At 64.1% G+C, this 25,591-nt stretch carries 29 protein-coding genes; 12 read left to right on the plus strand and 17 right to left on the minus strand.

The features are described 5' to 3' along the window. Window positions 1-134 precede the first annotated feature (134 nt). The 13 genes from QCM77_RS25655 to urtA form a co-directional block, all read right to left on the minus strand. A complete protein-coding gene (locus tag QCM77_RS25655; protein WP_279662577.1) occupies window positions 135-863 on the minus strand; it encodes an urease accessory protein UreF in 729 nt (242 codons plus the stop codon). Further along, the gene (locus QCM77_RS25660) at window positions 844-1,473 is read right to left on the minus strand and encodes an urease accessory protein UreE (RefSeq protein ID WP_279662470.1); all 630 of its coding nucleotides are present in this window, start codon (window positions 1,471-1,473) and stop codon (window positions 844-846) included. The genes QCM77_RS25655 and QCM77_RS25660 overlap by 20 nt, the downstream gene beginning before the upstream one ends. A 14-nt stretch (window positions 1,474-1,487) precedes the next feature. After that, on the minus strand, window positions 1,488-1,787 hold the full coding sequence (locus QCM77_RS25665) for a putative quinol monooxygenase (protein WP_247440139.1): 300 nt from the start codon (window positions 1,785-1,787) through the stop codon (window positions 1,488-1,490). Between the two features lie 126 nt (window positions 1,788-1,913). Continuing rightward, entirely contained in the window at window positions 1,914-3,629 is a 1,716-nt protein-coding gene (gene ureC, locus QCM77_RS25670; RefSeq protein WP_279662469.1) for an urease subunit alpha, read from the minus strand. 37 nt (window positions 3,630-3,666) lie between these two features. Then, complete coding sequence (locus QCM77_RS25675; RefSeq protein ID WP_279685388.1) at window positions 3,667-4,206, minus strand: HD domain-containing protein; 540 nt, start codon at window positions 4,204-4,206, stop codon at window positions 3,667-3,669. A 57-nt stretch (window positions 4,207-4,263) separates the two neighbouring features. After that, window positions 4,264-4,569 carry an urease subunit beta gene (locus QCM77_RS25680; RefSeq protein WP_247388141.1) on the minus strand — a complete coding sequence of 102 codons (306 nt, stop codon included), beginning with the start codon at window positions 4,567-4,569 and terminating at the stop codon, window positions 4,264-4,266. Window positions 4,570-4,579: 10 nt separating this feature from the next. After that, window positions 4,580-4,882 (minus strand): urease subunit gamma, encoded by a 303-nt coding sequence (locus tag QCM77_RS25685; protein WP_279662467.1) that lies wholly within the window; start codon window positions 4,880-4,882, stop codon window positions 4,580-4,582. 25 nt (window positions 4,883-4,907) lie between these two features. Continuing rightward, complete coding sequence (locus QCM77_RS25690; protein ID WP_279685389.1) at window positions 4,908-5,738, minus strand: urease accessory protein UreD; 831 nt, start codon at window positions 5,736-5,738, stop codon at window positions 4,908-4,910. A gap of 36 nt (window positions 5,739-5,774) precedes the next feature. Beyond that, a complete protein-coding gene (gene urtE, locus QCM77_RS25695; RefSeq protein WP_279662465.1) occupies window positions 5,775-6,470 on the minus strand; it encodes an urea ABC transporter ATP-binding subunit UrtE in 696 nt (231 codons plus the stop codon). A gap of 3 nt (window positions 6,471-6,473) precedes the next feature. After that, window positions 6,474-7,235 carry an urea ABC transporter ATP-binding protein UrtD gene (gene urtD, locus QCM77_RS25700; protein ID WP_279662464.1) on the minus strand — a complete coding sequence of 254 codons (762 nt, stop codon included), beginning with the start codon at window positions 7,233-7,235 and terminating at the stop codon, window positions 6,474-6,476. Window positions 7,236-7,239: 4 nt separating this feature from the next. Further along, entirely contained in the window at window positions 7,240-8,409 is a 1,170-nt protein-coding gene (gene urtC, locus QCM77_RS25705; RefSeq protein ID WP_279662463.1) for an urea ABC transporter permease subunit UrtC, read from the minus strand. Next, window positions 8,406-10,016 (minus strand): urea ABC transporter permease subunit UrtB, encoded by a 1,611-nt coding sequence (urtB, locus tag QCM77_RS25710; RefSeq protein WP_279685390.1) that lies wholly within the window; start codon window positions 10,014-10,016, stop codon window positions 8,406-8,408. Before urtB ends, urtC begins: the two co-directional genes overlap by 4 nt. A gap of 84 nt (window positions 10,017-10,100) precedes the next feature. After that, entirely contained in the window at window positions 10,101-11,423 is a 1,323-nt protein-coding gene (gene urtA, locus QCM77_RS25715; RefSeq protein WP_279685391.1) for an urea ABC transporter substrate-binding protein, read from the minus strand. Window positions 11,424-11,902: 479 nt separating this feature from the next. Between urtA and QCM77_RS25720 the strand changes: the two genes are divergently transcribed. The 3 genes from QCM77_RS25720 (at window position 11,903) to QCM77_RS25730 (ending at window position 14,274) form a co-directional block, all read left to right on the plus strand. Further along, window positions 11,903-13,483, plus strand: coding sequence for a DEAD/DEAH box helicase (locus QCM77_RS25720; RefSeq protein WP_279685392.1), 1,581 nt, complete (start codon window positions 11,903-11,905; stop codon window positions 13,481-13,483). Window positions 13,484-13,506: 23 nt separating this feature from the next. After that, window positions 13,507-13,794 (plus strand): translation initiation factor IF-1, encoded by a 288-nt coding sequence (infA, locus tag QCM77_RS25725; protein ID WP_007599789.1) that lies wholly within the window; start codon window positions 13,507-13,509, stop codon window positions 13,792-13,794. Between the two features lie 267 nt (window positions 13,795-14,061). Continuing rightward, a complete protein-coding gene (locus QCM77_RS25730) occupies window positions 14,062-14,274 on the plus strand; it encodes a cold-shock protein (RefSeq protein WP_247320093.1) in 213 nt (70 codons plus the stop codon). Between the two features lie 145 nt (window positions 14,275-14,419). Here the strand turns inward: QCM77_RS25730 and QCM77_RS25735 are convergent, their stop codons facing one another. The 4 genes from QCM77_RS25735 to QCM77_RS25750 all read right to left on the minus strand — a co-directional run bounded on the left by QCM77_RS25735 (window position 14,420) and on the right by QCM77_RS25750 (window position 17,383). Next, window positions 14,420-15,040, minus strand: a complete 621-nt coding sequence (locus QCM77_RS25735) for a TadE/TadG family type IV pilus assembly protein (RefSeq protein WP_279685393.1) — start codon at window positions 15,038-15,040, stop codon at window positions 14,420-14,422. Between the two features lie 23 nt (window positions 15,041-15,063). After that, window positions 15,064-15,636, minus strand: a complete 573-nt coding sequence (locus tag QCM77_RS25740; protein WP_279685394.1) for a TadE/TadG family type IV pilus assembly protein — start codon at window positions 15,634-15,636, stop codon at window positions 15,064-15,066. Between the two features lie 270 nt (window positions 15,637-15,906). Then, window positions 15,907-16,401, minus strand: a complete 495-nt coding sequence (locus QCM77_RS25745; RefSeq protein WP_279662457.1) for a pilus assembly protein N-terminal domain-containing protein — start codon at window positions 16,399-16,401, stop codon at window positions 15,907-15,909. Window positions 16,402-16,555: 154 nt separating this feature from the next. After that, entirely contained in the window at window positions 16,556-17,383 is an 828-nt protein-coding gene (locus QCM77_RS25750) for a sterol desaturase family protein (protein WP_279685395.1), read from the minus strand. Between the two features lie 259 nt (window positions 17,384-17,642). Between QCM77_RS25750 and QCM77_RS25755 the strand changes: the two genes are divergently transcribed. The 9 genes from QCM77_RS25755 (at window position 17,643) to QCM77_RS25795 (ending at window position 25,583) form a co-directional block, all read left to right on the plus strand. Beyond that, a complete protein-coding gene (locus QCM77_RS25755; RefSeq protein ID WP_279662455.1) occupies window positions 17,643-17,807 on the plus strand; it encodes a Flp family type IVb pilin in 165 nt (54 codons plus the stop codon). Window positions 17,808-17,883: 76 nt separating this feature from the next. Further along, window positions 17,884-18,024 (plus strand): hypothetical protein, encoded by a 141-nt coding sequence (locus QCM77_RS25760; RefSeq protein ID WP_279685459.1) that lies wholly within the window; start codon window positions 17,884-17,886, stop codon window positions 18,022-18,024. A gap of 122 nt (window positions 18,025-18,146) precedes the next feature. Next, on the plus strand, window positions 18,147-18,671 hold the full coding sequence (locus QCM77_RS25765) for an A24 family peptidase (RefSeq protein WP_279685396.1): 525 nt from the start codon (window positions 18,147-18,149) through the stop codon (window positions 18,669-18,671). Between the two features lie 128 nt (window positions 18,672-18,799). Beyond that, window positions 18,800-19,597 carry a Flp pilus assembly protein CpaB gene (gene cpaB, locus QCM77_RS25770; protein ID WP_279662452.1) on the plus strand — a complete coding sequence of 266 codons (798 nt, stop codon included), beginning with the start codon at window positions 18,800-18,802 and terminating at the stop codon, window positions 19,595-19,597. An 11-nt stretch (window positions 19,598-19,608) separates the two neighbouring features. Next, window positions 19,609-21,084 (plus strand): type II and III secretion system protein family protein, encoded by a 1,476-nt coding sequence (locus QCM77_RS25775; RefSeq protein ID WP_279662576.1) that lies wholly within the window; start codon window positions 19,609-19,611, stop codon window positions 21,082-21,084. A gap of 17 nt (window positions 21,085-21,101) precedes the next feature. Next, a complete protein-coding gene (locus tag QCM77_RS25780; RefSeq protein WP_279662451.1) occupies window positions 21,102-21,839 on the plus strand; it encodes a CpaD family pilus assembly protein in 738 nt (245 codons plus the stop codon). Beyond that, complete coding sequence (locus QCM77_RS25785; RefSeq protein ID WP_279662450.1) at window positions 21,836-23,104, plus strand: CpaE/TadZ family protein; 1,269 nt, start codon at window positions 21,836-21,838, stop codon at window positions 23,102-23,104. The genes QCM77_RS25780 and QCM77_RS25785 overlap by 4 nt, the downstream gene beginning before the upstream one ends. Window positions 23,105-23,125: 21 nt before the next feature. Further along, the gene (locus QCM77_RS25790) at window positions 23,126-24,589 is read left to right on the plus strand and encodes a TadA family conjugal transfer-associated ATPase (RefSeq protein WP_279685397.1); all 1,464 of its coding nucleotides are present in this window, start codon (window positions 23,126-23,128) and stop codon (window positions 24,587-24,589) included. A gap of 16 nt (window positions 24,590-24,605) precedes the next feature. Further along, on the plus strand, window positions 24,606-25,583 hold the full coding sequence (locus QCM77_RS25795; RefSeq protein WP_279662448.1) for a type II secretion system F family protein: 978 nt from the start codon (window positions 24,606-24,608) through the stop codon (window positions 25,581-25,583). Window positions 25,584-25,591 lie beyond the last annotated feature (8 nt).

Here is a 25,591-nt window from a genome sequence, read left to right on the forward strand (position 1 = left end):
TCTTCTGCAAGCTCAAGGAATTCAAACGTATCCCGTTGCGCGCAGATAAGACCGATCAAAGCTTCGCAGCCATGATCCATCTGGCCGCAGCCGTGATAAACTCCCGATGAATCCCAACAGACCCTAGCCCGCAGTCATGATCTGAACAGCCGCGTATATTGCGTCTCGTGCCGCAGGCTGGCGAGGTCGGCGCGAAACGTCGCGCCACCGAGGTCGTCCAATGTCGCATTCAGCGCACGATTGGCAGTCGCGGCGACCGCGGCTTCCAGCCTCACCAGTACACGCTGGCTGTCGGTCTGGCCGAGCGGAACGAGGCGGCTGGCCGCCGAAATCCAGTTCGAGACCAGCGCATGCAGGAAGCCGTGCAGCGTCGGCGCCAGCGGGACGCCGTGCACCGCGGCAACGACGCCGACCGCCACAGGGTAGACCAGCGGCGTGCGGCATGCCGCAATCATGGCATCCAGGCCGTCGGCATCCCAAGCGGCGCGGGCGATGTCGATGAAGGCACGGCCCTGCGAAGTCGTCTCCAGTTGCCGCTCGCGCGACGGCACGAAGGCTGCGGCAAGCTCGGCGATATCGCTCAAGGTGGCGTCCTCGCCCACTTCAGTGGCGCGATGGGCGTGGACCAGAAACGTCGCGTCGCAGAAGCCCGAGCCATCGCGGAGCATCGCATCGAGCCAGTCCGCCAGCGATGCGGTGTCGGTGATATCGCCGGCCTCGACCGCCCATTCGAGGCCGCTGGAGTAGGAAAAGCCGCCGACGGGAAACGCCGGCGACAGCCAGGTCATCAGCCGGTACAGCGCCGCTGCCTCGCGCTCCGCGAGATCACCGGCGCTGACCGGCTCATTTGTGGTCATGAGCATGCTTGTGGCCGTGGTGATGATCGGGATGGTCGCAATGCTCGTCGTGGTGATGATGGTGATCGTGACCATGGTCATGCGCAGCATGATCATGCTGGTGGTGATCATGGTGATCGTGGCCGTGATCGTGATGATGCCCGTGATCGTGATGCGCGTGGTCGTCGTGCCCATGTGCATGGCCGGCATCGGCATAGGCGCCGCCTTCGGGATCGAATGGCGCCTCGATCTCGATCACGCGCGCACCGAGGCCCTTCACCATGGCTTCGATGACGTGGTCGCGGCGGATGCGCAGGCCCTTGGCCATGATCTGCGTCGGCAGATGGCGATTGCCGAGATGCCAGCCGACGCGGATGAGGTGGTGCGGATCGTGGCCGCGGATCTCGAGCAGCGGCTCGGGCGCGGCGACCACCTCGACCAGCCGGCCGTCCTCCAACACCAGCGCGTCGCCGCCGCGCAGCGCGACGGCATTCTCCAGGTCGAGCAGGAACTCGAGCCCCCGCGTCCCCGTCATCGCCATGCGGCGGCGGTGCCGATCGTCGAAATCGAGCACGACCGTATCCGCCGGCGCTTCCGTGAAGCGGTGTTGTCCCCTGACCTGCGTCGCCCGGATCATGCGCTTTTACCCCGTTACCGTGTCTCGACCTTCTCGGGCGTGATCACTTCGATCTTCGGCGGTGCCGTGAAACACTTCACCGCGACGCGGCCAAACGTCTTCATGTGCTCCTGGCCGCGATGCGGCACCAGCGCCTCGGCATTCTCCCACTGCTCGACGAACACCATCTTGGCGGGATCAGTGACGCTCTCGTGCAGATCATAGGCGATATTGCCGGGCTCTTTCCGCGTCTCCTTGATGCAGGCGGTGGCGGCTGCAATGAATTCGGCGCGCGTTTCGGGCTTGATGGTCAAGGTGGCAACGACGTAGATCACGAGAAATCCTCCCGGCTTTTCTTCTGGGCTTCAGATACCGGGCGGGACATTAGACCAGGCGGGATCGAACGCAAAACCGTAAATCCGTTCCCCGGACGCGCCGGGGAGATGTGTCGAGGCGCTATTTCAGTACATGAAATATCGCTGCGCCATCGGCAGCACCTCGGCCGGCGCGCAGGTGAGCAGCTCGCCGTCGGCGCGCACCTCATAGGTCTCCGGATCGACCTCGATATTGGGCGTAGCGTCGTTGTGGATCATGCTCTTCTTCGAGATTTTTCCACGGGTGTTCTGGACCGCATAGAGCTTCTTGTCGATGCCGAGTTTTCGCGCCAGCCCGCCGGTGATCGCAGCCTTCGAGGTGAACACCACGGACGATGCGGTGCGCGCCTTGCCGAAGGCGCCGAACATCGGCTGGTAATGCACCGGCTGCGGCGTCGGGATCGAGGCGTTGGGATCGCCCATCGGGGCGGCGACGATCATGCCGCCCTTGACGATGCAGTCCGGCTTGACGCCGAAGAAGGCCGGCGACCACAGCACGAGATCGGCGAGCTTGCCCTTCTCCACCGAGCCGATCAGTTTCGACACGCCGTGCGCAATGGCCGGATTGATCGTGTACTTGGCGATGTAGCGCTTGACGCGGAAATTGTCGTTGTCCTTGCCCTTGTCCTGCGGCAGCGATCCACGCTGCTTCTTCATCTTGTCGGCAGTCTGCCAAGTCCGGATGATGACTTCGCCCAGACGCCCCATCGCCTGCGAGTCCGAAGAGATCATCGAGAGCGCGCCGAGATCGTGCAGGATGTCTTCGGCCGCGATGGTCTCCTTGCGGATACGGCTCTCGGCGAAGGCGAGGTCTTCCGCGATCGAGGGATCGAGGTGGTGGCACACCATCAGCATGTCGAGATGCTCGTCGAGGGTGTTGCGGGTGAAGGGCCGCGTCGGATTGGTCGAGGACGGCAGCACGTTCTTCAGGCCCGCGACCTTGATGATGTCAGGCGCGTGGCCGCCGCCGGCCCCCTCGGTGTGGAAGGCGTGGATGGTGCGGCCCTTGAAGGCCTTGATGGTGTCCTCGACGAAGCCGGATTCGTTCAGCGTATCGGTGTGGATCATCACCTGGATGTCGTAATCGTCGGCCACCGACAGGCAGTTGTCGATCGCAGCCGGCGTCGTGCCCCAGTCCTCGTGCAGCTTCAGTGCGCAGGCGCCGGCTTTGATCATCTCGACCAGCGCGGCGGGCCGCGAGGCATTGCCCTTGCCGGAAATGCCCAGATTGACCGGGAAGGCGTCGAACGACTGGATCATCCGCCCCATGTGCCACGGCCCCGGCGTGCAGGTGGTGGCGAAGGTGCCGTGCGAGGGACCGGTGCCGCCCCCTAACATCGAGGTGACACCGGACATCAGCGCGTGCTCGATCTGCTGCGGACAGATGAAATGGATGTGGCTGTCGAAGCCGCCGGCGGTGAGGATCTTGCCTTCGCCCGCGATCACGTCAGTGCCGGGGCCGATGATGATGGTGACGCCCGGCTGGATGTCGGGATTGCCGGCCTTGCCGATCGCGGCGATCATGCCGTCCTTGATCGCGACGTCGGCCTTCACGATGCCCCAGTGATCGACGATCAGCGCATTGGTGATGACGGTATCAGCCGCGCCCTGCCGGTTGGTGACCTGCGACTGCCCCATGCCGTCGCGGATCACCTTGCCGCCTCCGAACTTCACCTCCTCGCCGTAGGTGGTGAAATCCTTCTCCACCTCGATGATGAGATCGGTGTCGGCCAGCCGCACCCTGTCGCCGGTGGTCGGCCCGAACATGTCGGCATAGACGGAACGCTTTATTTTGACGGACATCACAAGCCCCGTTTGCGTTTGAATTTTGGATCGGTGCTCACAGCGAGGCCCTCGCTGTGAGCACCATGTCGTCGAATGCCGTATCGAGCCAGGCGGCACCGCCGCGACAGCCCGCGACCACCTGCTCGGCCCAGCCGGCATAGTCGGCGAGGTCATCGCGCTCCTCGGCGGTCGGATCGGAATGAATGCGTGCGCCGATGTTGCTGATCTTGTCGGCGATCTTGATCAGCTTAGCGCTCGCCGATTTCTTCGGTGCATCGACGATCTGCCGGCGCCGTCGCGCGGGTTTGGGCAGGCGCATGTCGTCGGTGCATTCAACGACGAGGGAGGCAACACGTTCAGAGAACTTCTCCGCGAGCTCCTCGCACGTGGTGTCGGTGTCCTCGATCGAGTCATGCAGCCAGCCGGCTGCGACCAGCTCGGCATCGGCGCCATCGGTCGCGGTCGCAAGCAGGTTCGCGACCTCGGCGAGGTGGTTGATGTAGGGCTCATGACCGCGGCCCTTGCGCGCCATCCCGTTATGCCGGCGCGCGGCGAGTTCGGCGGCTTCGGAGACGAGGCGGACGGGTGACAGCATGGCAAAGACCTCCGTTTTCGTCTCAACCGTGCCGCGCCGCGCTCGTTCCTGTGGAGTTCACAGCTTCCCCATCACGTCGCCGCGGAAGCCGTAGATGGTCTTCTTGCCGGCCACCGCGACAAGCTGGACGTCGCGGGTCTGGCCGGGCTCGAAGCGGACGGCGGTGCCGGCGGCGATGTCGAGGCGCATGCCGCGGGATTTCTTGCGGTCGAACTTCAGCGCCGGGTTGGTCTCAAAGAAATGGTAGTGCGAACCGACCTGGATCGGGCGGTCGCCGGTGTTGGCGACCGTCAGCGTCACGGTCTTGCGGCCGGCATTGAGCTCGATCTCGCCGTCCTGGATGAAGAGTTCGCCGGGAATCATGCTCTCGCTCCTACCTGATCGGCTCGTGCACGGTGACGAGCTTGGTCCCGTCCGGAAACGTCGCCTCGACCTGGATGTCGTGGATCATCTCGGAGATGCCGGGCATCACCTGGTCGCGGGTGAGGACCTGCGCGCCTGACTGCATCAGCTCGGCGACGGTGCGGCCGTCGCGCGCGCCCTCGAGGATGAAATCGGAGATGAGCGCGATCGCCTCGGGATGGTTGAGCTTGACGCCGCGATCGAGCCGGCGGCGCGCCACGATGGCCGCCATCGAGATCAGAAGCTTGTCCTTTTCGCGGGGAGACAGGTTCATTGCGAAATCTCTTCCGTTCAACTCATCAATTCAGCCACAATCGCGGCAGTGCCGCACCGGTGCGCGCCAGCACGGTCATCATGTCGGCGCGTAAGCACGCCGCATCTTGGGCACAGAACCGAGCCATTGCAAAGCCATTCCAGGCGGATATCCCGACCTCACCGGCGAAGGATTCCGAAGCTTCCCGGATGCGCTCGATCAATGCCTCGTCGCCGGGCACGATCAGCGCCGTGCCGATCGCGGCGCCGCCCTTCGCCACCGCCGATCGCCCAAGTTTTGCGCCGATATTGCCGTCGAGCCTGATAGTTTCGGCGAACACCAGCTTGCCGCCACGACGCAGCCGCCAGCGATCGACGAACTCGCCCTGCTCCATCCGTTCGCCCATGGCGATACGACCGAATACGACGATCTCGCAAAGCAGGAGTGAAGCCGTCTCATCGAGCGCGATGTCGAAGCTACGATGGACACGGGCGCGATCGAACAGGATCGTCTCTTGCGGCAGCCAGCCGAGATGTGCACCCGCGGCGACCTTTAGCGCGATATTGAGCTCTGCCGTCTGCCCCGGCGCGCGATAGACCTTTTCTGCGGCCGCCGTAGTCAACGTCAGCCGGGCGGCATCAGCGGCCGTGATCTCGATGTCGAAGCGATCGCCGCCGGCGACACCACCGGCCGTATTGACGAACACGCCGGACAAGCCCTCGTCCTCCGGCGAAGGAAAGCGCACGCGCAAGGAGCCGGACTCATGCAAGGTCCCCCGACGCGTCACGCCATCGCGCGCGTGGACGTCGAAGCGCACTGCGCCGCGGGCGCGGTTGGCTTCAAACACCGAAGAGGTCGTTAAAACGTCGCTGCGCATCCGTCTCCCCAGCCGGCCGCGGCAGAAATTTTGGGATTACAGCGCCATCTGGCGGCTGATTTCGGCCGGGTCGAGATTGGAGCGGTCGCAGGTGAACTTCACCGCGCCGCGATCCATCACCGCAAAACTGTCGCCGAGTTCGCAGGCAAAGTCGAGATATTGTTCGACCAGCACGATGGCGATGCTGCCGAGGTTGCGCAGGTACGAGATGGCACGGCCGATGTCCTTGATGATCGAGGGCTGGATGCCTTCGGTCGGCTCGTCCAGCAGCAGCAGCTTTGGCCGCATCACCAGCGCGCGGCCGATCGCGAGCTGTTGCTGCTGGCCGCCGGAGAGATCGCCGCCGCGCCGGCCGAGCATGGATTGCAGCACCGGGAATAGCGAGAACACGTCGTCGGGGATGTGCCTGTCCTCGCGCTTGAGCGGGCCGAAGCCGGTCTTGAGGTTCTCCTCGACCGTCAGAAGCGGAAAGATCTCGCGGCCCTGCGGCACGAAGCCGATGCCTTTGCGCGCGCGTTCATAGGGCTTCAGGCCCGTGATGTCGCTGCCGTCGAGCACGATCGCGCCCGACGATATCGGGTACTGGCCGACCATGGCACGCAAGAGCGAGGTCTTGCCGACGCCGTTGCGTCCGAGCACGCAGGTCACCTTGCCGGGCTCGGCCGCGATCGAGACGCCGCGCAAGGCCTGCGCCGCGCCGTAGAACAGGTTGATATCCTTGACCTCAAGCATGGCTCAGCGTCCCAGGTAGACTTCGATGACCCGCTCGTTGGACGAGACCTGGTCGATGGTGCCTTCCGCGAGCACGGTACCCTCGTGCAGGCAAGTGACCTTGACGCCGAGCTCGCGCACGAACGTCATGTCGTGCTCGACCACCATCACGGTGTGGGTCTTGTTGATCTCTTTCAGCAGCTCGGCCGTGAGATGGGTCTCGACGTCGGTCATGCCGGCGACGGGCTCGTCGACCAGCAGCAGCTTCGGATCCTGCGCAAGCAGCATCCCGATCTCCAGCCACTGCTTCTGGCCGTGGCTGAGGCTGCCGGCGAGACGGTTGCGGGCGTCGGTGAGGCGGATCGTCTCCAGCACCTTGTCGATGCGTTCGGACTCCGCCCTGCTGCCGCGCCAGAACAACGTGCCCTTGACGCTATGATCGACATTGAGCGCGAGCAGCAAATTGTCCTGCACGGTCTGGCTCTCGAACACCGTCGGCTTCTGGAATTTGCGGCCGATGCCGAGCTCGGCGATGCGGGTCTCGTCCAGGCGCGTCAGATCGGTGACGCCGTCGAACAGCACCGTGCCTTCGTCCGGCTTGGTCTTGCCGGTGATGATGTCCATCATCGTGGTCTTGCCGGCGCCGTTCGGGCCGATGATGGCCCGCATCTCGCCGGGTTCGAGCGTCAGCGACAGATTGTTGATGGCATGGAAGCCGTCGAACGAGACGTGCACGCCGTCGAGATAGAGCATTGCGGAGGTCGCGCGGGTGTCCATGACGTTCATCGCGCTACTCCGCCATCTTGGGATGGGTGACGCCGTCTTCGGCCGCGGCGCTCGCCGTCGTCGCAGCGGCGCGCTTTTCCTTTGACGAGTCCCACCAGGCATTGAAGGTGCCGACGATCCCCTTGGGCAGCAGCAGCGTCACCAGGATGAACATCGCGCCCAGCATGAAGAGCCAGTAGGGCGCGAGCATGCCCGAGGTGAAGACCGTCTTGGCGTAGTTGACGACGACGGCGCCGAGTGCCGCGCCGACCAGCGTGCCGCGGCCGCCGACAGCGACCCAGATCACCGCCTCGATCGAATTGCCCGGCGCGAATTCGGACGGGTTGATGATTCCGACCTGCGGCACATAGAGCGCACCGGCAACGCCGGCCATGCAGGCCGACAGCGTGAACACGAACAGCTTGTAGGATTCGACGCGGTAACCGAGGAACCGGCTGCGCGATTCCGCGTCGCGGATTGCGATCAGGACCTTGCCGAGCTTGGAGGACACCACGGAGCGGCAGATCAGGAAACTCGCGATCAGCGCCAGGCAGCTCAGCGCGAACAGCGCAGCACGGGTGCCCTCAGCCTGCACGTTGAAGCCCAAAATGTCCTTGAAGTCGGTCAGGCCGTTGTTGCCGCCGAAGCCGAAATCGTTGCGGAAGAAGGCGAGCAGCAGTGCATAGGTCATCGCCTGCGTGATGATCGACAGATACACGCCGGTGACCCGCGAGCGGAAGGCGAGCCATCCGAAGCCGAAAGCGAGCAGGCCGGGCACGAACAGCACCATCAGCGCCGCAAACCAGAACATGTCGAAGCCTTGCCAGTACCAGGGCAGCTTCGAATAGTTCAGGAACACCATGAAGTCGGGCAGGATCGGATTGCCGTAGACGCCGCGGGTGCCGATCTGCCGCATCAGATACATGCCCATGGCGTAGCCGCCGAGCGCGAAGAAGGCGCCGTGGCCGAGCGAGAGGATTCCGCAATAGCCCCAGATCAGGTCGATCGAAAGCGCGAGAATGGCGTAGCAGACATATTTGCCCCAGAGCGCGACCAGATAGGTCGGCACCTGCAGGAACGAGCCCGCGGGCAGCAGCAGGTTGGAAAGCGGGATGAGGATGCCGCAGGCCGCGACGACGGCAAGGAAGATCGTCGCGCCGCGGTCCAGCGATCGGGTCAGCATGTGAGGGGTCATGCTTCCACCGCACGGCCCTTGAGCGCGAACAGGCCGCGCGGCCGCTTTTGAATGAACAGGATGATGAGAACGAGGATCGCGATCTTGCCAAGCACGGCGCCGGCGACCGGCTCCAGGAATTTGTTGGCAATGCCGAGCGTGAAGGCACCCACCAGCGTGCCCCAGAGATTGCCGACGCCGCCGAACACCACGACCATGAAGCTGTCAATGATGTAGCTCTGGCCGAGATTGGGGCTGACATTGTCGATCTGCGACAGCGCCACGCCGGCGATGCCGGCAATGCCCGAGCCGAGACCGAAGGTCAGCGCGTCGACCCGCGAGGTGGCGATGCCCATCGAGGCTGCCATGCGGCGGTTCTGCGTCACCGCGCGCATCTCGAGCCCGAGCGCGGTGTAGCGCAGCATCGCGAGCAGGATTGCGAACACCGCGAGCGTGAAGACCAGGATCCAGAGCCGGTTATAGGTGATGGTGATCTGGCCGAGCTCGAACGCGCCGCTCATCCAGGAGGGATTGCCGACCTCGCGGTTGGTCGGACCGAACATGGTGCGCACCGCCTGCTGCAACACCAGCGACAGGCCCCAGGTCGCCAGCAGCGTCTCCAGCGGACGGCCGTAGAGGAAACGGATGATGCTGCGCTCGATCAGGACGCCGAGCGCGCCGGCGACCAGGAAGGCGAGCGGCACCGCGATCAGCAGCGAATAGTCGAACAGGCCGGGATAGCGGGTGCGGATCACTTCCTGCACCACGAAGGTGGTGTAGGCCCCGATCATCACCATCTCGCCATGGGCCATGTTGATGACGCCCATGACGCCGAAGGTGATGGCAAGCCCGATCGCGGCCAACAGCAGCACCGAGCCGAGCGAGAGGCCGTACCAGGCATTCTGCACCATGGACCAGACCGCGAGCGAGCTCTGGATCGAAGCAATGCCGCTCGCCGCCGCCTTCGTCACCGAAGCCGGCTGATCGCTGCCGATGCCGGTGAGAAGCGCGAGCGCTTCCTGGTCGCCGCGCGCCTTGATGATGGCAACGGCCTCGAGCTTCTGCACTTCGGTAGCGTCGGGTTTGTACAGCAGAATTGCGGCACGAGCGTCGCCCAGCGTGGCCTTGACCGCCCTGTTGGTTTCCTTGGCGAGCGCGCCTTCGACGGCTTCGAGCGCGGACTCCTCGTGCGACTTGAAGACGGATTGTGCGGCTTGCAGGCGCATTCCGAGATCCGGCGACATCAGCGTCAGGCCGCCGACGGCAGCGTCGACGCTGCGGCGCAGACGATTGTTGAGACGGACTGCGCTCGCGCTGTCGGGGACGCTGGCGACCGGCTGGCCGGTCGCGGCATCGATCGACTTGCCGTCCGCGCCGGTGACGTAAACCTTCTTGCTGTCCGGATCGGCCATCAGACGGCCGTCCTGAAGCGCGCTGATGATGGGGTAGGCCAGCGGATTGCCGCTGCTCGCGACCACGCCGATCGCTTCCTCGGTGTCGGAAAAATCGTCGTTGGCGAATTTGGCGACCGCATCCTCGAACGGACCGGCGAAGGCCGGCAGTGCGAACGCGATCAGGGCCAACGAGAGCACAAGCGAACAGAGACGGGCGGACAGATTGGCTGGCACTGTGATTGACCCCGGCAGAAAAGAGTGGAGAAGGCGGCGGGATCGCCGCCTTCTCCGATCGTGCAATGGAGCGTCAGATCCGGATCAGGAGCCCGAACCGAGGCACTTGTTGGTCTTGGTGTTGAAGTTGCCGCACTTCTTGCCGACCCAGTCGCCGACCAGGTCCTTGGAGCCGTCGAGCTCCTTGGACCAGGCGTCGCCCGCGACAAGACCCGGGGTCTTCCACACCACGTCGAACTGGCCGTTGGCTTTGATTTCGCCAATGAACACCGGCTTGGTGATGTGATGGTTCGGGAGCATCTTGGAGGTGCCGCCGGTCAGGTTCTTGGCTTCGATGCCGGGCAGCGCGTCGATCACCTTGTCCGGATCGGTCGACTTCACCTTCTCGACCGCCTTGACCCACATGTCGAAGCCGATCACGTGCGCTTCCATCGGATCGTTGGTCACGCGCTTCGGATTCTTGGTGTAGGTCTGCCACGCCTTGATGAACTTCTCGTTCTCCGGCGACTTGATCGACTGGAAGTAGTTCCAGGCGGCGAGATGGCCGAGCAGCGGCTTGGTGTCGATGCCGGCGAGCTCTTCCTCACCCACCGAGAACGCGACCACCGGGATGTCTTTCGCCTTGATGCCCTGGTTGCCGAGCTCCTTGTAGAAGGGGACGTTGGCGTCGCCGTTGATGGTCGAGACCACCGCGGTCTTCTTGCCGGCCGAGCCGAACTTCTTGATGTCGGCCACGATCGTCTGCCAGTCGGAATGACTGAACGGCGTGTAGTTGATCATGATGTCTTCCTGGGCGACACCCTTCGACTTCAGATAGGCTTCCAGGATCTTGTTGGTGGTGCGCGGATAGACGTAGTCGGTGCCCGCGAGCACCCAGCGCTTCACCTTCTCGTCCTTCATCAGATAGTCGACGGCGGGGATCGCCTGCTGGTTCGGCGCGGCACCGGTGTAGAACACGTTGCGCTCGCTCTCCTCGCCCTCGTACTGCACGGGGTAGAACAGGATGCTGTTCAGCTCCTTGAACACCGGGAGCACCGACTTGCGCGACACCGAGGTCCAGCAGCCGAACACGACCGACACCTTGTCCTTGGTGATCAGCTCGCGCGCCTTCTCGGCGAACAGCGGCCAGTTCGAAGCGGGATCGACGACGACGGCTTCGAGCTTCTTGCCGTTCACGCCGCCCTTCTTGTTCTGCTCGTCGATCAGGAAGAGGATGGTGTCCTTCAGCGTGGTTTCGCTGATGGCCATGGTGCCGGACAGGGAGTGAAGCACGCCGACCTTGATGGTGTCGTCCGCGGCCTTCGCACCGGAAATGGAGGCCAGACCGAGCATCAGTCCGGCGGTCGCGGCGAGAACGCCACGGCGGCTAAATGACGCCGCTATATCGTGAGTGGATTTGCTATGCATGAGTGTCTCATCTCCCTGACGCAGACGTGAAAAACGCTGCGAAACGGCCCCACGGCCGCCTGCGATTAACGGATTCGCAAGAACCGTGCCATGGCTTGAGCACCCATCAAGCCCTTGGTTTTGTTTATAAAATCGTCAGAAAACGAAGTATGGTTACAGCCGATCCGCCTAGACATTAGGCAACCCAAATGTGTGCGAAAGCGGCAAACAGATCATTTTCTGAGCAAATTGCGCGCTCTGGCTAAATTTCCGGCACAACTATTTCTGCACCGCAATCGCCATTTGTGGTGGGCGTGCCTTGAAAGCGCCGCCTCAATGTTCCATATCGAGGCCGAGGCTTCTTGCGAATCAAAAGGCCGTTGCGAGCCGCGTGTTCTTAAGCCCTTACGGGCGTCTGGCTTGCCCCATCCCATCAAGCCATCCGACACCCCAAGCACGCAGGTGTCCTTCTCGACACCCTTTTGCGCGCGCCGCGCCGAATGCGCCGGGCGCCCGCTTTTGACATGGAAAGAACCCCGCTTTTGACTTCGTTTCAGGATTTCGGCCTCGCCGAACCCATCGCTCGTGCTCTCACCGAAGAGAACTACGTCACCCCCACCCCCATCCAGACCCAGACGATTCCGACCGCGCTGACCGGCCGCGACGTCGTCGGCATCGCCCAGACCGGAACCGGCAAGACCGCGTCCTTCGCGCTGCCGATCCTGCACCGCCTGCTCGAGAACCGCATCAAGCCGCAGCCGAAGACGACCCGCGTCCTGGTGCTGTCACCCACGCGCGAGCTGTCCGGCCAGATCCTCGACAGCTTCAACGCCTACGGCCGCCACATCCGCCTGTCCTCGACGCTCGCCATCGGCGGCGTGCCGATGGGCCGTCAGGTCCGCTCGCTGATGCAGGGCGTCGAAGTGCTGGTCGCCACCCCCGGCCGCCTGCTCGATCTTGTGCAGAGCAACGGACTGAAGCTCGGCAGCGTCGAATTCCTCGTGCTCGACGAGGCCGACCGCATGCTCGACATGGGCTTCATCAACGACATCCGCAAAATCGTCGCCAAGCTGCCGATCAAGCGGCAGACGCTGTTCTTCTCGGCCACCATGCCGAAGGACATCGCCGAGCTCGCCGACGCGATGCTGCGCGACCCCGCCCGCGTCGCGGTGACCCCGGTCTCCTCGACCGTGGAGCGCATCCAGCAGCGCATCATCCAGGTCGACTTCTCCGCGAAGCCGGCGTTCCTCGCCCAGCTGTTGAAACAGGAGCCGGTCAACCGCGCGCTGGTTTTCACCCGCACCAAGCACGGCGCGGACAAGGTGGTGAAGACGCTTGAGAAGGCGGGCATCCCCGCCAGCGCCATCCATGGCAACAAGTCGCAGAACCATCGCGAACGGACGCTCGCTCTGTTCCGCTCCGGCGATATCCGCACCCTGGTCGCCACCGATATCGCCGCCCGCGGCATCGATGTCGACGGCATCACCCACGTCATCAATTTCGACCTCCCCAACGTGCCCGAGACCTATGTGCACCGCATCGGCCGCACCGCGCGCGCCGGCGCCGAGGGCACCGCGATCTCGCTGGTCGCAGGCGGCGAGGAACTCGCCTATCTCCGCGACATCGAGCGGCTGATCAAAGTGGCGCTGCCGCGCGAAGACCACCGCACCGACGCGGGCCGCCGCGATGCAGGTCCTCCCCCGTCGCAGCAACGCCAGGGCCGCCCCGGCCGCCCAGGCCAGCGCCCGCAAGGCGCACGGCATGGCGACGGGCGACGTGCCGACGAAAGGCATGCCGACGGGCGCCACCACAGCGCCGGCAAGCAGGGCGACGGAAGGCCCGGCGAGGGACGGCACGGCGAAGCCAGGCATGTTGACGGACGGCCCGGCAGTGGCCCGAAGGCTTCGAAGCCAGCTCGTCGCGGCCACTCCGGCGGCAAGGCGCATTCTTCGCCAAACGGCCGTCCTGAACAGCGTTCCGCGCATAGCGCCGGCGCGTCTGATGGGATACAAGGCGTTGCCTTTTTGCGCCGCGAGAGTCGGCCGAACGGCCAACCGACCCGCAAACCCCATTCGCACTAGCCGTCCACGACCTGGAGAAATTCATGGCTAAGGAAGAGCTGATCCAGTTCGAAGGACTGGTCACCGAAATCCTCCCCGACGCGCGCTACCGCGTGCAGCTCGACGCCGGGCACGAGATCGTCGCCTACACCGCCGGCAAGATGAAGAAGAACCGCATCAAGACGCTGGCGGGCGACCGCGTGACGGTGGAGATGTCGCCCTATGACCTCGAAAAGGGCCGGCTGATTTTCCGTCACAAGGACGAACGCCCGAGCGGCATGGGCGGACCTCCCCGTCCCGGGCAGCGTGGTGGCCAGTTCCGCCGGCGCTAATCGGGGCTCGGCGCGCGAGCGCGGACGTAGAATTCTGACCCGTATGCTGATCCGCCGTGGACATTACGGCGGATCAAAAAATCGTGCATGTCAGGATTGTTATGGGGCCTTATTTCCAGTAAAAACAGCTCATCGATTTTCGGCCGGACGACATTGGCATCCACCGGTACAGCCGGTTCAGACACGCTGACGACCCTTCCAAAATTCGATCTAACCTGCCTGCGCGAGCGGGCTCTTACATTGTGTTATCTGAGAAGGGACTACCCCATGAGCATGGGAACCGTGAAGTGGTTTAACGCGACCAAAGGCTTCGGCTTCATCCAGCCCGACGACGGCGGCCAGGACGTATTCGTCCACATCAGCGCCGTCGAGCGCGCTGGCCTCGGCACACTGAACGAAGGCCAGAAGATCTCCTACGAGATCGTGGCCGACCGCCGTTCCGGCAAGTCGGCAGCGGACAACCTCCGCTCCGCCGGCTGAGCCTACCGCTTACGGCCCCGATCGGCTCAAGCGAACAAGTCAAAAGAAAAGGCCGGGCGCGACGCCTGGCCTTTTTTCACTCCAGGACCTGCTTTCATTCAGGACCTGCTTTCATTGCTTTCAGTCTAGGACCTGCTCGCAGATTTCAGCACGTCGACGGCACACCGTTGTAGGGAACGCAGGTGACCTGGCGCGGCCGCGTGTAGGAGACATCGCTCAGCGTGATGCCCGACTTCAGGACGAATTTGACGGAAGGCGTGTACAGGTAACTCGCCTGGCTGAAGATGAGGTAGGTCGACGGGATCAAGAGCGTTGACGGAATCATCGAGGTGACCGTGGTACCAGGTGCCAGAGACGGAGGCGGAGCCGTCAGCGTGGCCTGCGTCGCACCGTTCGCAATGGTGGCGGACTTGCTCCATTGAATCTTGGCGACGCTGCTTGCGTCGATATAGATCTGAACAATCGTGCCGTTCACGAGCGTAGCGTCGTAAGGCATGATGATCGATATGCTTGCCGTGAACGTGTCCTGCATGTCGGTATCGGCGAGCGTCGTTGACTGCGACGTCAGATCGGACAGGGTCCGTGCGATCATCGTGACTTTGCGATCGATCGCCACGGCTGAGGAAAATTCGACGGTGCCGAAGAACATCACCAGCATCAGCGGTACGATGACCGCGAATTCGGTCGCGGCGAGCGCGCGCTTGTCGGCGACGAAGTCGCGCACGAAGCTACGGGCATTTCTCCAGATATTCGCAATTGCCTGCATCGGTCCGCTCGGATCCATCTGTCTCAGAAGGGTTCATTCTTGAAGGCCGCGGTCGCCACCAGCAGCCGCTTGTTGCTGCACCCCATGTTGAAGCCGAGGCCGGTGACGAAGAGCGGCCACTGATAGAACAGCCGCACCACGACGACCTGGCCGGCGCTCCCGGCACCGTATTGCACGCCGGTTGGATTGAAGCTGCAGGAATCGCCATAGCTGGTGAGGCTTAGCGATCCGAAGGAGCTCGTACTCACGACGTCGACGTAGAGCTTGCTGCAGTCAAAGAGCGCCGGGATCTGGCTACAGACATAAGCCTTGAACGTCGTTTGCGAGCAGGGTGTGCTCACGCCGGACACCGCGCAGGCCGTCACCGAACCAGATTGCGCCTGCCCGGTCAGCAACACCCTCGCGGAATTCTGGGTGATGGTCTCGAGCACCTGGCTCGCGAAGAACATCAGCGCCGTCTCGATGACGGCGAAAAGCAGCGCGAAGAACATCGGTGCGACCAGCGCGAACTCGACGGCTGCGGAGCCGCGGCGACTGCCGCGAAACCGGCGGAGCGCAGCGAGGAGCGTGAACCTCTTAGGTGCAGGCGATGGCATCAAATTCCCCAGCAGCGGCGATCATCTGCCCATTCAGTAGCGGAAACTGATTGTTTAAGTGTTTCAAGCGATCCGTCCCCGGCGGCCCGCGCCGTTAAGGGTGCGTTAATCACGAACGACCCAAGGCACTGAGAAGGCACTGAGACAAGGCACTGAGCGAGGAACACGCACGCGCACGCGCGCGTGTCGGGCGGAACGGTCGTGCCCGGGCAAACCCGCCAATCGGTCTCGCTAGTTGGACTTGCTAGTTGGTCTTGCTAGTTGGTCTTGCTAGTTGGTCTTGGCGCCCGCACCGGCACCGCTGGCCGTGCTGCTCAACGAACCGGCCTGGTTCATCGTGTTGTTGAAGTAGGTGTCGCTGTCGCCGAGCGTCACGCGGCGCTGGCAAAGCGGCACGCAACTGTAGGACTCGCGCTCGATCCCGCGATAGACGGTGACGAGCCGGTCGCTCGGACCTTCGACCTGGATCTGGCGGTCGACCAGAATCTCGCCGCCCCGGTCGAGCGCGATGAAATTGGTGGCGCCATAGCCCTTTCCGGTCACGATGATCATGCCGCCGGGCTGGAGCGTGACGTCGGCGATCATGGGATTGCCGACCACGATGGTCGCCACCTTGCCGGGCAGCCGCACCAGCTTGGCCTGGTCGACATTGACGGCGATGGTATCGGCGGTCGATTCGGCAAGGCCGGCAGCCGGCGATGCCAGCACCGTAGCCGCAACCAGAAGACAGACGCGCGCATGACGGCGCAGCAATTGTTTACGCATACTCATACCCCCGGGACGACACAAACCGGCAGAAGCGATCAGATAACAGCGGAGCCGGTGCCCGACCCGGCTAACCTGCCCTCAATTCGTGAACGTTCCGCAAATTCGCCGACTATTGTTTGAACGGACTGGCGTTTTGCGGCCATCGAGGACTCTAGCGGCGGAACGGATAGGCAAGCTGCCCTCCAATCTCCTTCGGCATAGTGGCTTCGTCCTTGCCGTAATCCTGCGGCAGTTTCCCCTCGGGCATGCTGAAGGTGCCGAACAGCACGTCCCAGATCGGGAACGTGCCGGCAAAATTGGTGTCGCCGCCCTCTTCAAGCGAGGTGTGGTGCCAGCGGTGGAACACCGGCGTCGCCAGCAAATATTTGAAAGGCCCGAAGGTCCAGTTCAGGTTGGCGTGCACGAAGGCCGAATGGAAGGTCGTGAACGGGGCGAGCCAGACCATGGCGTTCGGCGAAATGCCGGCCATCAGCAGCACGACGTCGACCCCGATCGTGCCGAGCATGAGATTGACGGGATGGAAGCGGGCCGCCGAAATCCAGCTTATCTCCTCCGAGGAGTGATGGATCGCGTGGTACTTCCAGAACCCGCCGCCGTGGAACAGCCGGTGCAGCCAGTACAGCATGAAATCGGACAGGACCAGGAACAGCACGGCCTGGACCCAGAGCGGCAATAGCGACAGCGGACCGTGGCCATTGTCGTAGAAGGCGATGAGCTCGTCGGCATCGTGGATGTTGAAGACGAAGCTCGCGCCGACGATCAGAAGTCCGATCCGCATGATGCGTGCGAACACCGGAACGAAGAACCAGTAGCAGATGTCCGTGAGGATCTCGCGCTTGCGCCACCAGGGCACGCCGGGATTGCAGGCCCAGAAATGCTCGAGCACGGTGAAGACCACCGCGAGCGCGAAGGTCGTGGGGATCACCTTCGCGATGGTCTCGCCGAGCATCAGGGCGACTTGCATGGGCAGGCTCGACATCGTCGCCTCTCTTGCGAATTGCTGTCCCGCCTACGCGTACTCCCCTAAATTTAAGGGACGGTGAAGCCGGTGCTGCGCTTGCTGCACATCCGGAACCGGGACGAATCGCGGCTGCCCCCTTAAGGCGAAATTCACTCTGGCCGGCGGGAAGCGGGTTTGCCCGGTCGAATTAACTTTACCGAAAGAGCTCGGATCTCATGGTCATTGCGTCAAGCACACCGCCGAACGAGGCGATCTCACCCTAGATGGAGTTTTGTTCATGAAGAACTTGATTGCGCGTTTCGCGAAGGATGAATCCGGCGCCACCGCCATCGAATACGGTCTGATCGCCGCCGGCATCGCGCTGGCCATCATCACTGTCGTCAATAGCCTGGGCGTCACGTTGAACGGCAAGTTCACCTCGATCAGCAGCTCGCTGAAGTAAGCCACCGGCGAACGACGGCAAAAGCCCCGGACCTCCGGGGCCTTTGTTTTTTTGAAGACGGCGAGTTCCAGTGGCGTTGCGCAAGTACAGAACCGGTGCCGCGGTCGCGGCGAACGAGGCGGAAGCGGCGCAGGCCGGTTCGCCGGCCTTCTGGGTCTGCCTGGCCCTGCTGCTTGCGACGGCCGCGCTCGCCGCGCGCATTGCCAGCCTCTGGTAAGCACGCTTTCGGCGGTCCCGCCTCGCGAGACCGCTGCCGCCGTTGTCGGTTTGTTTAGCACTGCCGGCTAGCATCCGGCGACGCCGGCTCCGCGGCAAACCCCAGGCCTCAAGACGCAGCCCATGCTCCTCGACCTTGCGCGCCTTCTGCTTTTCCCTGCCCTGATGGCGTTTGCCGCCGCGAGCGATCTCTTCACCATGACGATCTCGAACCGCGTGTCGCTGGTGCTGGTCGCCGGCTTCTTCGCGCTCGCTTTCGCCGGTGGCATGGCACCTTACGAGATGCTGAGCCATGTCGGCGCCGGCGCGCTTCTCCTGGTCGTGGCCTTCACCTGTTTTGCAATGGGCTGGGTCGGCGGCGGCGACGCCAAGGTCGCGGCCTCCGTCGCGCTCTGGTTCGGTTTCGCACAGCTGATGAACTTCCTGCTCTACGCCTCGCTGTTCGGCGGGGCGCTGACGCTGCTCCTGCTCCAGTTCCGGCAGTGGCCGCTGCCTTACGGGCTAACGGGCCAGGCCTGGCTCGCGCGGCTGCATGCCAAGGAGAACGGCATTCCCTACGGCATCGCGCTCGCACTGAGCGCGCTGATGGTCTACCCGGAGACCGAATGGGTGAAGGCGATCGACCTCGCTCACCTTGCATTGCGCTGAACGCACCGGGTGAACCCGGCGTTAAGGCGATTTAGATACGCCTCATTAACCATGCTTTGACGAATAGCTGGTCAACTGCCGATTACGGCGGCGGCCGCGTCGCGGCGTTTAGTTGGAAAGTGAAGCGTATGAATAGGGCACGCACTGTCGTCCTGACGGTCGCGATCTGCGCCGGCGGTGTCGCCGCGTACCTGGCGAGCGGCTCGGACAATTCTGCGCCCCCTCCGGCTCCGGTCGCGCAGCTTCCGACTGTGGACGTCCTGGTGGCCAAGAACGACATCGGCCTCGGCCAGACCGTCAAACCGGAAGACGTGCAATGGCAGACCTGGCCGACCGCGACCGCCAGCGCCACCTTCATCCGCCGCACCGAGCGCCCCGAGGGGGCAACCCAGGTCACCGGCTCGATCGCACGCGCCCCCTTCATCCAGGGTGAGCCGATCCGCGACCAGAAGCTGGTCAAGGCCGAAGGCTCCGGCTTCATGGCGGCAATCCTGCCCACCGGCATGCGCGCGATCTCGACCGAAATCTCGCCGGAGACCGGCGCAGGCGGCTTCATCCTGCCTAACGACCGCGTCGACGTGCTTCTGACGCGCCGTCTCAAGAACCCGGACCAGAGCAGCGGTGCCCCTGATCTGGTCACGTCCGAGATCATCCTGGCCAATGTCCGCGTCCTGGCCATCGACCAGGCGCCGAAGGAGAAGGACGGCCAGAACGCGGTGGTCGGCAAGACCGTCACCCTCGAGCTCAACCCCGCGCAGACCGCGACGCTCTCCTCCGCGCGCCAGAGCGGCACGCTGTCGCTGGCGCTGCGCAGCATCGTCGACGTCAAGCTGAGCGAGATCACGCTCGATGAATCCGCACAGAAGCGCGATGGCGTCTCGATCATTCGCTACGGCATCCCAAGTCAGACGGCGAAAGCACGATGAGGACAGGCGATATGAAATGCGGGGCGGAGTTGGCGACGATGCGAGCCTCAATGGTCCGCGCCCTGTCGTTTTCGGCTGCCTTCGCGTTGGCCCTCAACCCGGTGCTGACCCCTGTGGTCGCCGCCGACTATCGCCCTGTGGCGCAGGCTGCAGCGGACGGTCAGATGAACGCACGCTTCCTCTCGCTCGGCGTCGGCAAATCGATCGTCATCGACCTGCCGCGCGACATCAAGGATGTGCTGGTCGCTGATCCCAAGATCGCCAATGCGGTAGTCCGCTCGGCGCAGCGCGCCTACATCATCGGTGCCTCGATCGGCCAGACCAACATCGTGTTCTTCGATTCCGCCGGCCAGCAGATTGCGGCCTATGACATCGCGGTCAAACGCGACCTCAACGGCGTGCGGGCCGCGCTGAAGCAAGTCCTGCCCAATTCAGACATCCAGATCGACGGGCTAGGCGACGGCATCGTCCTGACCGGCTCGGCCGCGAACCCAGCCGAAGCCCAGCAGGCCAACGACCTCGCCGCGCGCCTTGCCGGCGGCTCCGAGAAGGTGGTGAACTCGATCGTGGTCCGCGGCCGCGACCAGGTCATGCTCAAGGTGACGGTCGCCGAAGTCGCGCGCAGCATCGTCAAGCAGCTCGGCATCGACCTCACCGCCAGCCTCAACTACGGCACCTCGGTCGTCAGCTTCACCAATTCCAATCCGTTCACGGCGCTTGGCCACAATCTCGTGGACGGCAACAGTCTGACCACGAAGTTCGGCGCGACCCCGTCTGTGCAGGCCACCCTGCGCGCGATGGAAACCGCTGGCGTGATCCGCACGCTGGCCGAGCCGAACCTGACCGCGATCTCCGGTGAATCGGCAACATTCATCGCCGGCGGTGAATTCCCGGTCCCTGCGGGCTATTCGTGCGACCCCACCACGCATGTCTGTACCACCCAGATCAGCTTCAAGAAGTTCGGCATCTCGCTCAACTTCACCCCCGTCGTTCTCACCGAGGGCAAGATCAGCCTGCGGGTGATGACCGAGGTCTCGGAGCTCTCCAACGAAAATGCGATCACGCTGTCCCAGGCCGTGACCTCGACTTCGGTCAACTCGCTGACGGTGCCCTCGATCAAGACCCGCCGCGCCGAGACCTCGCTGGAAATTCCCTCCGGCGGCGCGATGGCGATGGCCGGCCTGATCCAGCAGCAGACCAAGCAGGCCGTCAGCGGACTGCCGGGCCTGATGCAGCTCCCGATCCTCGGCACGCTGTTCCGCAGCCGCGACTTCGTCAACAACGCGACCGAGCTGGTCGTCATCGTGACGCCTTATATCGTTCGGGCAGTTTCGCAGAAGGACCTGTCGCGGCCGGATGACGGCTTTTCCGCGCCTGCGGATCCGCAGGCCGAGCTGCTCGGCAACATCAACCGCATCTACGGTGTGCCCGGCCGGACCGACCCGGCCAAGAACTACCGCGGCACCTACGGCTTCATCACCGACTGAGGCGGAACGGGGACTTCATGAAGATCACAAGACCACCCCAGATTCGCAGCCGCGCCATCCATCTCGGTGGCGCGCTCGTCGGCATGGCGCTCGCCCTTGGCGGCTGCCAGCACGACGAAGCGGTCACGGCCTCCATTCCCGACGACTACAAGCAGCGCCATCCGATCGCGATCGAGGAACAGAACCGCTCCATCGTCGTCTTCGTCGGCCATGCCCGCGGCGGATTGACCGCCGCCCAGCGCGCCGACGTGATGGGAGTTGCATCGGCCTGGCTGCACGAAGGCACCGGGGCGATCCGGATCGACGTGCCATCCGGCACGCCCAACGCGCGTCCGGTCGCGGACACGATGCGTGAAATCCAGGCGATGCTGTCGGCAGCGGGCGTTCCGCCGCGCGGCGTCAGCGCGCGCCCTTACCAGCCGGAAGACAAGCGCTTCCTGCCGCCGATCCGGCTCACTTATTCCAAGATCGCCGCGGTCGCGGGTCCCTGCGGCCTGTGGCCGGAGGACATCGGCCCTTCGATGAAGAACAAGAGCTGGTTCGAGAACAAGGACTATTACAATTACGGCTGCGCTTATCAGCGCAACCTCGCGGCGATGGTCGACAATCCGTCCGATCTCGAGCAGCCGCGGCCCGAAACGCCGTCCTACACGGCGCGGCGCACCGCCGCGTTCGAGAAGTATCGCAAGGGAATGTCGACGGCGATCACCTATCCTGAGGCCGACAAGGCCAAACTCAGCGACACCGGCAGATGATCAGCTACGCTCGCCAGCCCCAAGAAGAGCAGCCTGAGGCATCTCTCCCGCCGATCGAGGAGCATATTGCGCCTGCGCCGCGCGTCTCGGTCCAGGCTTTCTGCGAGACCGTGGAAACGGCGGCCGCCGTGCAGTCGGCCGGCGAGGATCGCCGTCTCGGCAAGGCCCATCTCAAGATCCAGATGGGCGGTATGGCAGCTGCGATCGAAGCCTACCGCTCGGCGCCCACGCCGAACGTGATCGTGCTCGAGAGCGACGGACGCAACGACCTCCTGGGCGGGCTCGACCATCTCGCAACCGTCTGCGACGCCGGCACCCGCGTGGTGGTGATCGGCCGCATCAACGACGTCATGCTCTACCGCGAGCTGGTGCGCCGTGGCGTCAGCGACTACGTGCTTGCGCCGGTCGGCGCGATCGACGTCGTGCGCTCGATCTGCAACCTGTTCTCGGCGCCGGAAGCCAAGGCCGTCGGCCGCATCATCGCAGTGGTCGGCGCCAAGGGCGGTGTCGGCGCTTCGACCATCTCCCACAACGTCGCCTGGGCGATCGCCCGCGATCTCGCGATGGACGCGGTCGTCGCCGACCTCGACCTCGCCTTCGGCACTGCCGGGCTCGACTATAACCAGGATCCGCCGCAGGGCATTGCCGACGCCGTGTTCTCGCCCGATCGCGTCGATACCGCCTTCATCGACCGCCTGCTGTCGAAATGCACCGACCACCTCAGCCTGCTGGCGGCGCCGGCGACGCTCGACCGGGTCTATGATTTCGGCACCGACGCCTTCGATGCCGTGTTCGACACGCTGCGCTCCACCATGCCTTGCATTGTGCTCGACGTCCCGCACCAATGGTCGGGCTGGACCAAGCGCGCCTTGATCGGAGCGGACGACATCTTGATCGTGGCGGCGCCCGACCTCGCCAATTTGCGCAACGCCAAGAACCTGTTCGATCTCCTGAAGGCCGCGCGCCCCAACGACCGGCCGCCACTCTACTGCCTGAACCAGGTCGGCGTGCCGAAACGGCCCGAAATCGCCGCGGCGGAGTTCGCCAAGGCGATTGAGAGCCAGCCGGTCGTCTCGATCCCGTTCGAGCCGCAGATCTTCGGCTCGGCGGCCAATAACGGCCAGATGATCGCAGAGATCTCGGCCAACCATAAGTCGATCGAGATGTTCCTTCAGATCGCGCAGCGCCTGACCGGCCGCAGCGAGACGAAGAAGCAAAAATCGTCCTTGCTTTCACCCCTGATTGAGAAGTTGCGGGGAAAATAAGCCGCCGCATGGAGTTGTTAAGTGTTCGGTAAGCGTAGCGGAACAGACACCGACCCTCGGGCCCCGAAGCCCGGCGCCATGGCACCAGAGCCTGCCCAGGCTCCGGCGCCCGCTGTGTCGCGCGCGCCGTCGCCGCCGGTGGTCGCCTCGCCGCCGCTTGCCCCGGCGAAGCCTGCGCCGACCATGGAAGCCCGCCGCTCGGACAATTATTACGAGATCAAGGCGACCATCTTCGGCGCGCTGATCGAAGCCATCGACCTCGCCCAGCTCGCCAAGCTCGATTCCGAGTCCGCACGCGAGGAAATCCGCGACATCGTCAACGAGATCATCGCGATCAAGAACATCGTGATGTCGATCGCCGAGCAGGAAGAGCTGCTCGATGACATCTGCAATGACGTCCTCGGCTACGGTCCGCTGGAGCCGCTGTTGTCGCGCGACGACATCGCCGACATCATGGTCAACGGCGCCAACACCGTCTACATCGAGGTCGACGGCAAGATCCAGCGCACCGGCATTCGCTTCCGCGACAATCAGCAGCTGCTCAACATCTGCCAGCGCATCGTCAGCCAGGTCGGCCGGCGGGTCGACGAATCCTCGCCGATCTGCGACGCGCGCCTGGCCGACGGCTCCCGCGTCAACGCCATCGTGCCCCCGCTGTCGATCGACGGTCCCACCCTCACCATCCGCAAATTCAAGAAGGACAAGCTGACGCTCGATCAGCTCGTCAAGTTCGGCGCGATCTCGCCGGAAGGCGCCGAAATCCTCCAGATCATTGGCCGCGTCCGCTGCAACGTGCTGATCTCCGGCGGTACCGGCTCGGGCAAGACCACGCTGCTCAACTGCCTGACCAACTACATCGAGCACGACGAGCGCGTCATCACCTGCGAAGACGCCGCCGAACTCCAGCTCCAGCAGCCGCACGTGGTGCGGCTGGAAACCCGCCCGCCCAACATCGAGGGCGAAGGCCAGGTCACCATGCGCGAGCTCGTGCGCAACTGCCTGCGTATGCGCCCCGAGCGCATCATCGTCGGCGAGGTCCGCGGACCCGAGGCGTTCGACCTGCTCCAGGCCATGAACACCGGCCATGACGGCTCGATGGGCACGCTGCACGCCAACAATCCGCGCGAGGCGCTGTCGCGCTGCGAATCCATGATCACGATGGGCGGCTTCTCCCTGCCTTCACGCACCATCCGCGAGATGATCTGCGCCTCGATCGACGTCATCGTCCAGGCCGCGCGCCTGCGTGACGGTTCGCGCCGCATCACCCACATCACCGAGGTGATGGGTATGGAAGGCGACACCATCATCACCCAAGACGTCTTCCTCTACGACATGATCGGCGAGGATGCCAACGGCAAGATCATCGGCCGGCACCGCTCGACCGGAATCGGCCGCCCGAAGTTCTGGGAACGCGCCCGCTATTACGGCGAAGAGAAGCGCCTTGCCGCGGCGCTCGACGCCGCAGAAGTGGCGCCCACGACGTGAGCAGATCGGCGCAGCCATGAACATGCAAGTCCTTGCCCTCGCCTTCCTCGCCACCGCCGCCGTCGGCGGCCTCGCCTGGGTCTTCCTTTATCCAATACTGTCCGGGGAGCGGAAGGCGGAGAGCCGCCGGGCCTCGATCTCGCGCGCGGAGGCGCCCACGGCCCGCACTGCCGAGAAGACGCAGCGCTCGCGCCGCGAGCAGGTCGAGACCTCGCTCAAGGATCTCGAGGCGCGGCGCCAGCAGGAGAAGAGCGTACCGCTCAATCTTCGCCTGTCGCAGGCTGGCCTCGACTGGGCGCCGCAGAAATTCTGGATCGTGTCCGCCGTCGTGGCGGGCGTGCTGTTCGCAGTCGCCTTGTTCGTCGGCGGCGGCCTGCTCGGCGCCGCCGGTCTCGCCTTTGCCGGTGGCTTCGGCCTGCCGCGCTGGGCGCTGGGCTTCCTGAAGAAGCGCCGCGAAAACAAGTTCCTGGCCGCGTTGCCCGACGCCGTCGACGTCATCGTCCGCGGCATCAAGGCGGGCCTGCCGCTGTTCGAATCGATCAAGGTCGTCGCCGCCGACGCGCCGGAGCCGCTGCGCTCCGAGTTTCTGTCCATCATCGAGACGCAGGCGATCGGCATGCCGCTCGGCGAGGCCTGCACGCGACTCTACGATCGCATGCCGCTGCCCGAGGCCAATTTCTTCGGCATCGTCATCTCGATCCAGCAGAAATCGGGCGGCAACCTCTCCGAAGCGCTCGGCAACCTCTCCAAGGTGCTGCGCGACCGCAAGAAGATGAAAGAGAAGATCCAGGCGATGTCGATGGAAGCCAAGGCCTCGGCCGGCATCATCGGCTCGCTGCCGCCTATCGTGATGTTCCTCGTCTACCTCACGACGCCGCAATACATCTCAATGCTTTGGACTCATCCCACCGGCCAGCTCATGCTGGTCGGCTGCGTCGTCTGGATGTCGGTCGGCATCATGGTGATGAAGAAGATGATCAACTTCGACTTCTGATGGTGCCT

Origin of the sequence: Bradyrhizobium nivariense, assembly GCF_029846695.2 — a bacterium.
Classification (GTDB): Bacteria; Pseudomonadota; Alphaproteobacteria; order Rhizobiales; family Xanthobacteraceae; genus Bradyrhizobium.

Excerpts from the sequence above, each read along its gene's own strand:
- infA (WP_007599789.1), top strand. The coding sequence starts at position 13,507 with ATGGCTAAGGAAGAGCTGATCCAGTTCGAAGGACTGGTCACCGAAATC.
- urtC (WP_279662463.1), bottom strand. The coding sequence starts at position 8,409 with ATGACCCCTCACATGCTGACCCGATCGCTGGACCGCGGCGCGACGATC.
- QCM77_RS25685 (WP_279662467.1), bottom strand. The coding sequence starts at position 4,882 with ATGAACCTGTCTCCCCGCGAAAAGGACAAGCTTCTGATCTCGATGGCG.
- urtD (WP_279662464.1), bottom strand. The coding sequence starts at position 7,235 with ATGAACGTCATGGACACCCGCGCGACCTCCGCAATGCTCTATCTCGAC.
- QCM77_RS25795 (WP_279662448.1), top strand. The coding sequence starts at position 24,606 with ATGAACATGCAAGTCCTTGCCCTCGCCTTCCTCGCCACCGCCGCCGTC.
- QCM77_RS25655 (WP_279662577.1), bottom strand. The coding sequence starts at position 863 with ATGCTCATGACCACAAATGAGCCGGTCAGCGCCGGTGATCTCGCGGAG.
- QCM77_RS25660 (WP_279662470.1), bottom strand. The coding sequence starts at position 1,473 with ATGATCCGGGCGACGCAGGTCAGGGGACAACACCGCTTCACGGAAGCG.
- QCM77_RS25785 (WP_279662450.1), top strand. The coding sequence starts at position 21,836 with ATGATCAGCTACGCTCGCCAGCCCCAAGAAGAGCAGCCTGAGGCATCT.
- cpaB (WP_279662452.1), top strand. The coding sequence starts at position 18,800 with ATGAATAGGGCACGCACTGTCGTCCTGACGGTCGCGATCTGCGCCGGC.
- urtA (WP_279685391.1), bottom strand. The coding sequence starts at position 11,423 with ATGCATAGCAAATCCACTCACGATATAGCGGCGTCATTTAGCCGCCGT.
- QCM77_RS25765 (WP_279685396.1), top strand. The coding sequence starts at position 18,147 with ATGCTCCTCGACCTTGCGCGCCTTCTGCTTTTCCCTGCCCTGATGGCG.
- QCM77_RS25750 (WP_279685395.1), bottom strand. The coding sequence starts at position 17,383 with ATGTCGAGCCTGCCCATGCAAGTCGCCCTGATGCTCGGCGAGACCATC.
- ureC (WP_279662469.1), bottom strand. The coding sequence starts at position 3,629 with ATGTCCGTCAAAATAAAGCGTTCCGTCTATGCCGACATGTTCGGGCCG.
- QCM77_RS25755 (WP_279662455.1), top strand. The coding sequence starts at position 17,643 with ATGAAGAACTTGATTGCGCGTTTCGCGAAGGATGAATCCGGCGCCACC.
- QCM77_RS25720 (WP_279685392.1), top strand. The coding sequence starts at position 11,903 with ATGCGCCGGGCGCCCGCTTTTGACATGGAAAGAACCCCGCTTTTGACT.
- QCM77_RS25780 (WP_279662451.1), top strand. The coding sequence starts at position 21,102 with ATGAAGATCACAAGACCACCCCAGATTCGCAGCCGCGCCATCCATCTC.
- QCM77_RS25730 (WP_247320093.1), top strand. The coding sequence starts at position 14,062 with ATGAGCATGGGAACCGTGAAGTGGTTTAACGCGACCAAAGGCTTCGGC.
- QCM77_RS25680 (WP_247388141.1), bottom strand. The coding sequence starts at position 4,569 with ATGATTCCCGGCGAACTCTTCATCCAGGACGGCGAGATCGAGCTCAAT.
- QCM77_RS25740 (WP_279685394.1), bottom strand. The coding sequence starts at position 15,636 with ATGCCATCGCCTGCACCTAAGAGGTTCACGCTCCTCGCTGCGCTCCGC.
- QCM77_RS25735 (WP_279685393.1), bottom strand. The coding sequence starts at position 15,040 with ATGCAGGCAATTGCGAATATCTGGAGAAATGCCCGTAGCTTCGTGCGC.
- QCM77_RS25690 (WP_279685389.1), bottom strand. The coding sequence starts at position 5,738 with ATGCGCAGCGACGTTTTAACGACCTCTTCGGTGTTTGAAGCCAACCGC.
- QCM77_RS25745 (WP_279662457.1), bottom strand. The coding sequence starts at position 16,401 with ATGCGTAAACAATTGCTGCGCCGTCATGCGCGCGTCTGTCTTCTGGTT.
- QCM77_RS25775 (WP_279662576.1), top strand. The coding sequence starts at position 19,609 with ATGAAATGCGGGGCGGAGTTGGCGACGATGCGAGCCTCAATGGTCCGC.
- urtE (WP_279662465.1), bottom strand. The coding sequence starts at position 6,470 with ATGCTTGAGGTCAAGGATATCAACCTGTTCTACGGCGCGGCGCAGGCC.
- QCM77_RS25675 (WP_279685388.1), bottom strand. The coding sequence starts at position 4,206 with ATGCTGTCACCCGTCCGCCTCGTCTCCGAAGCCGCCGAACTCGCCGCG.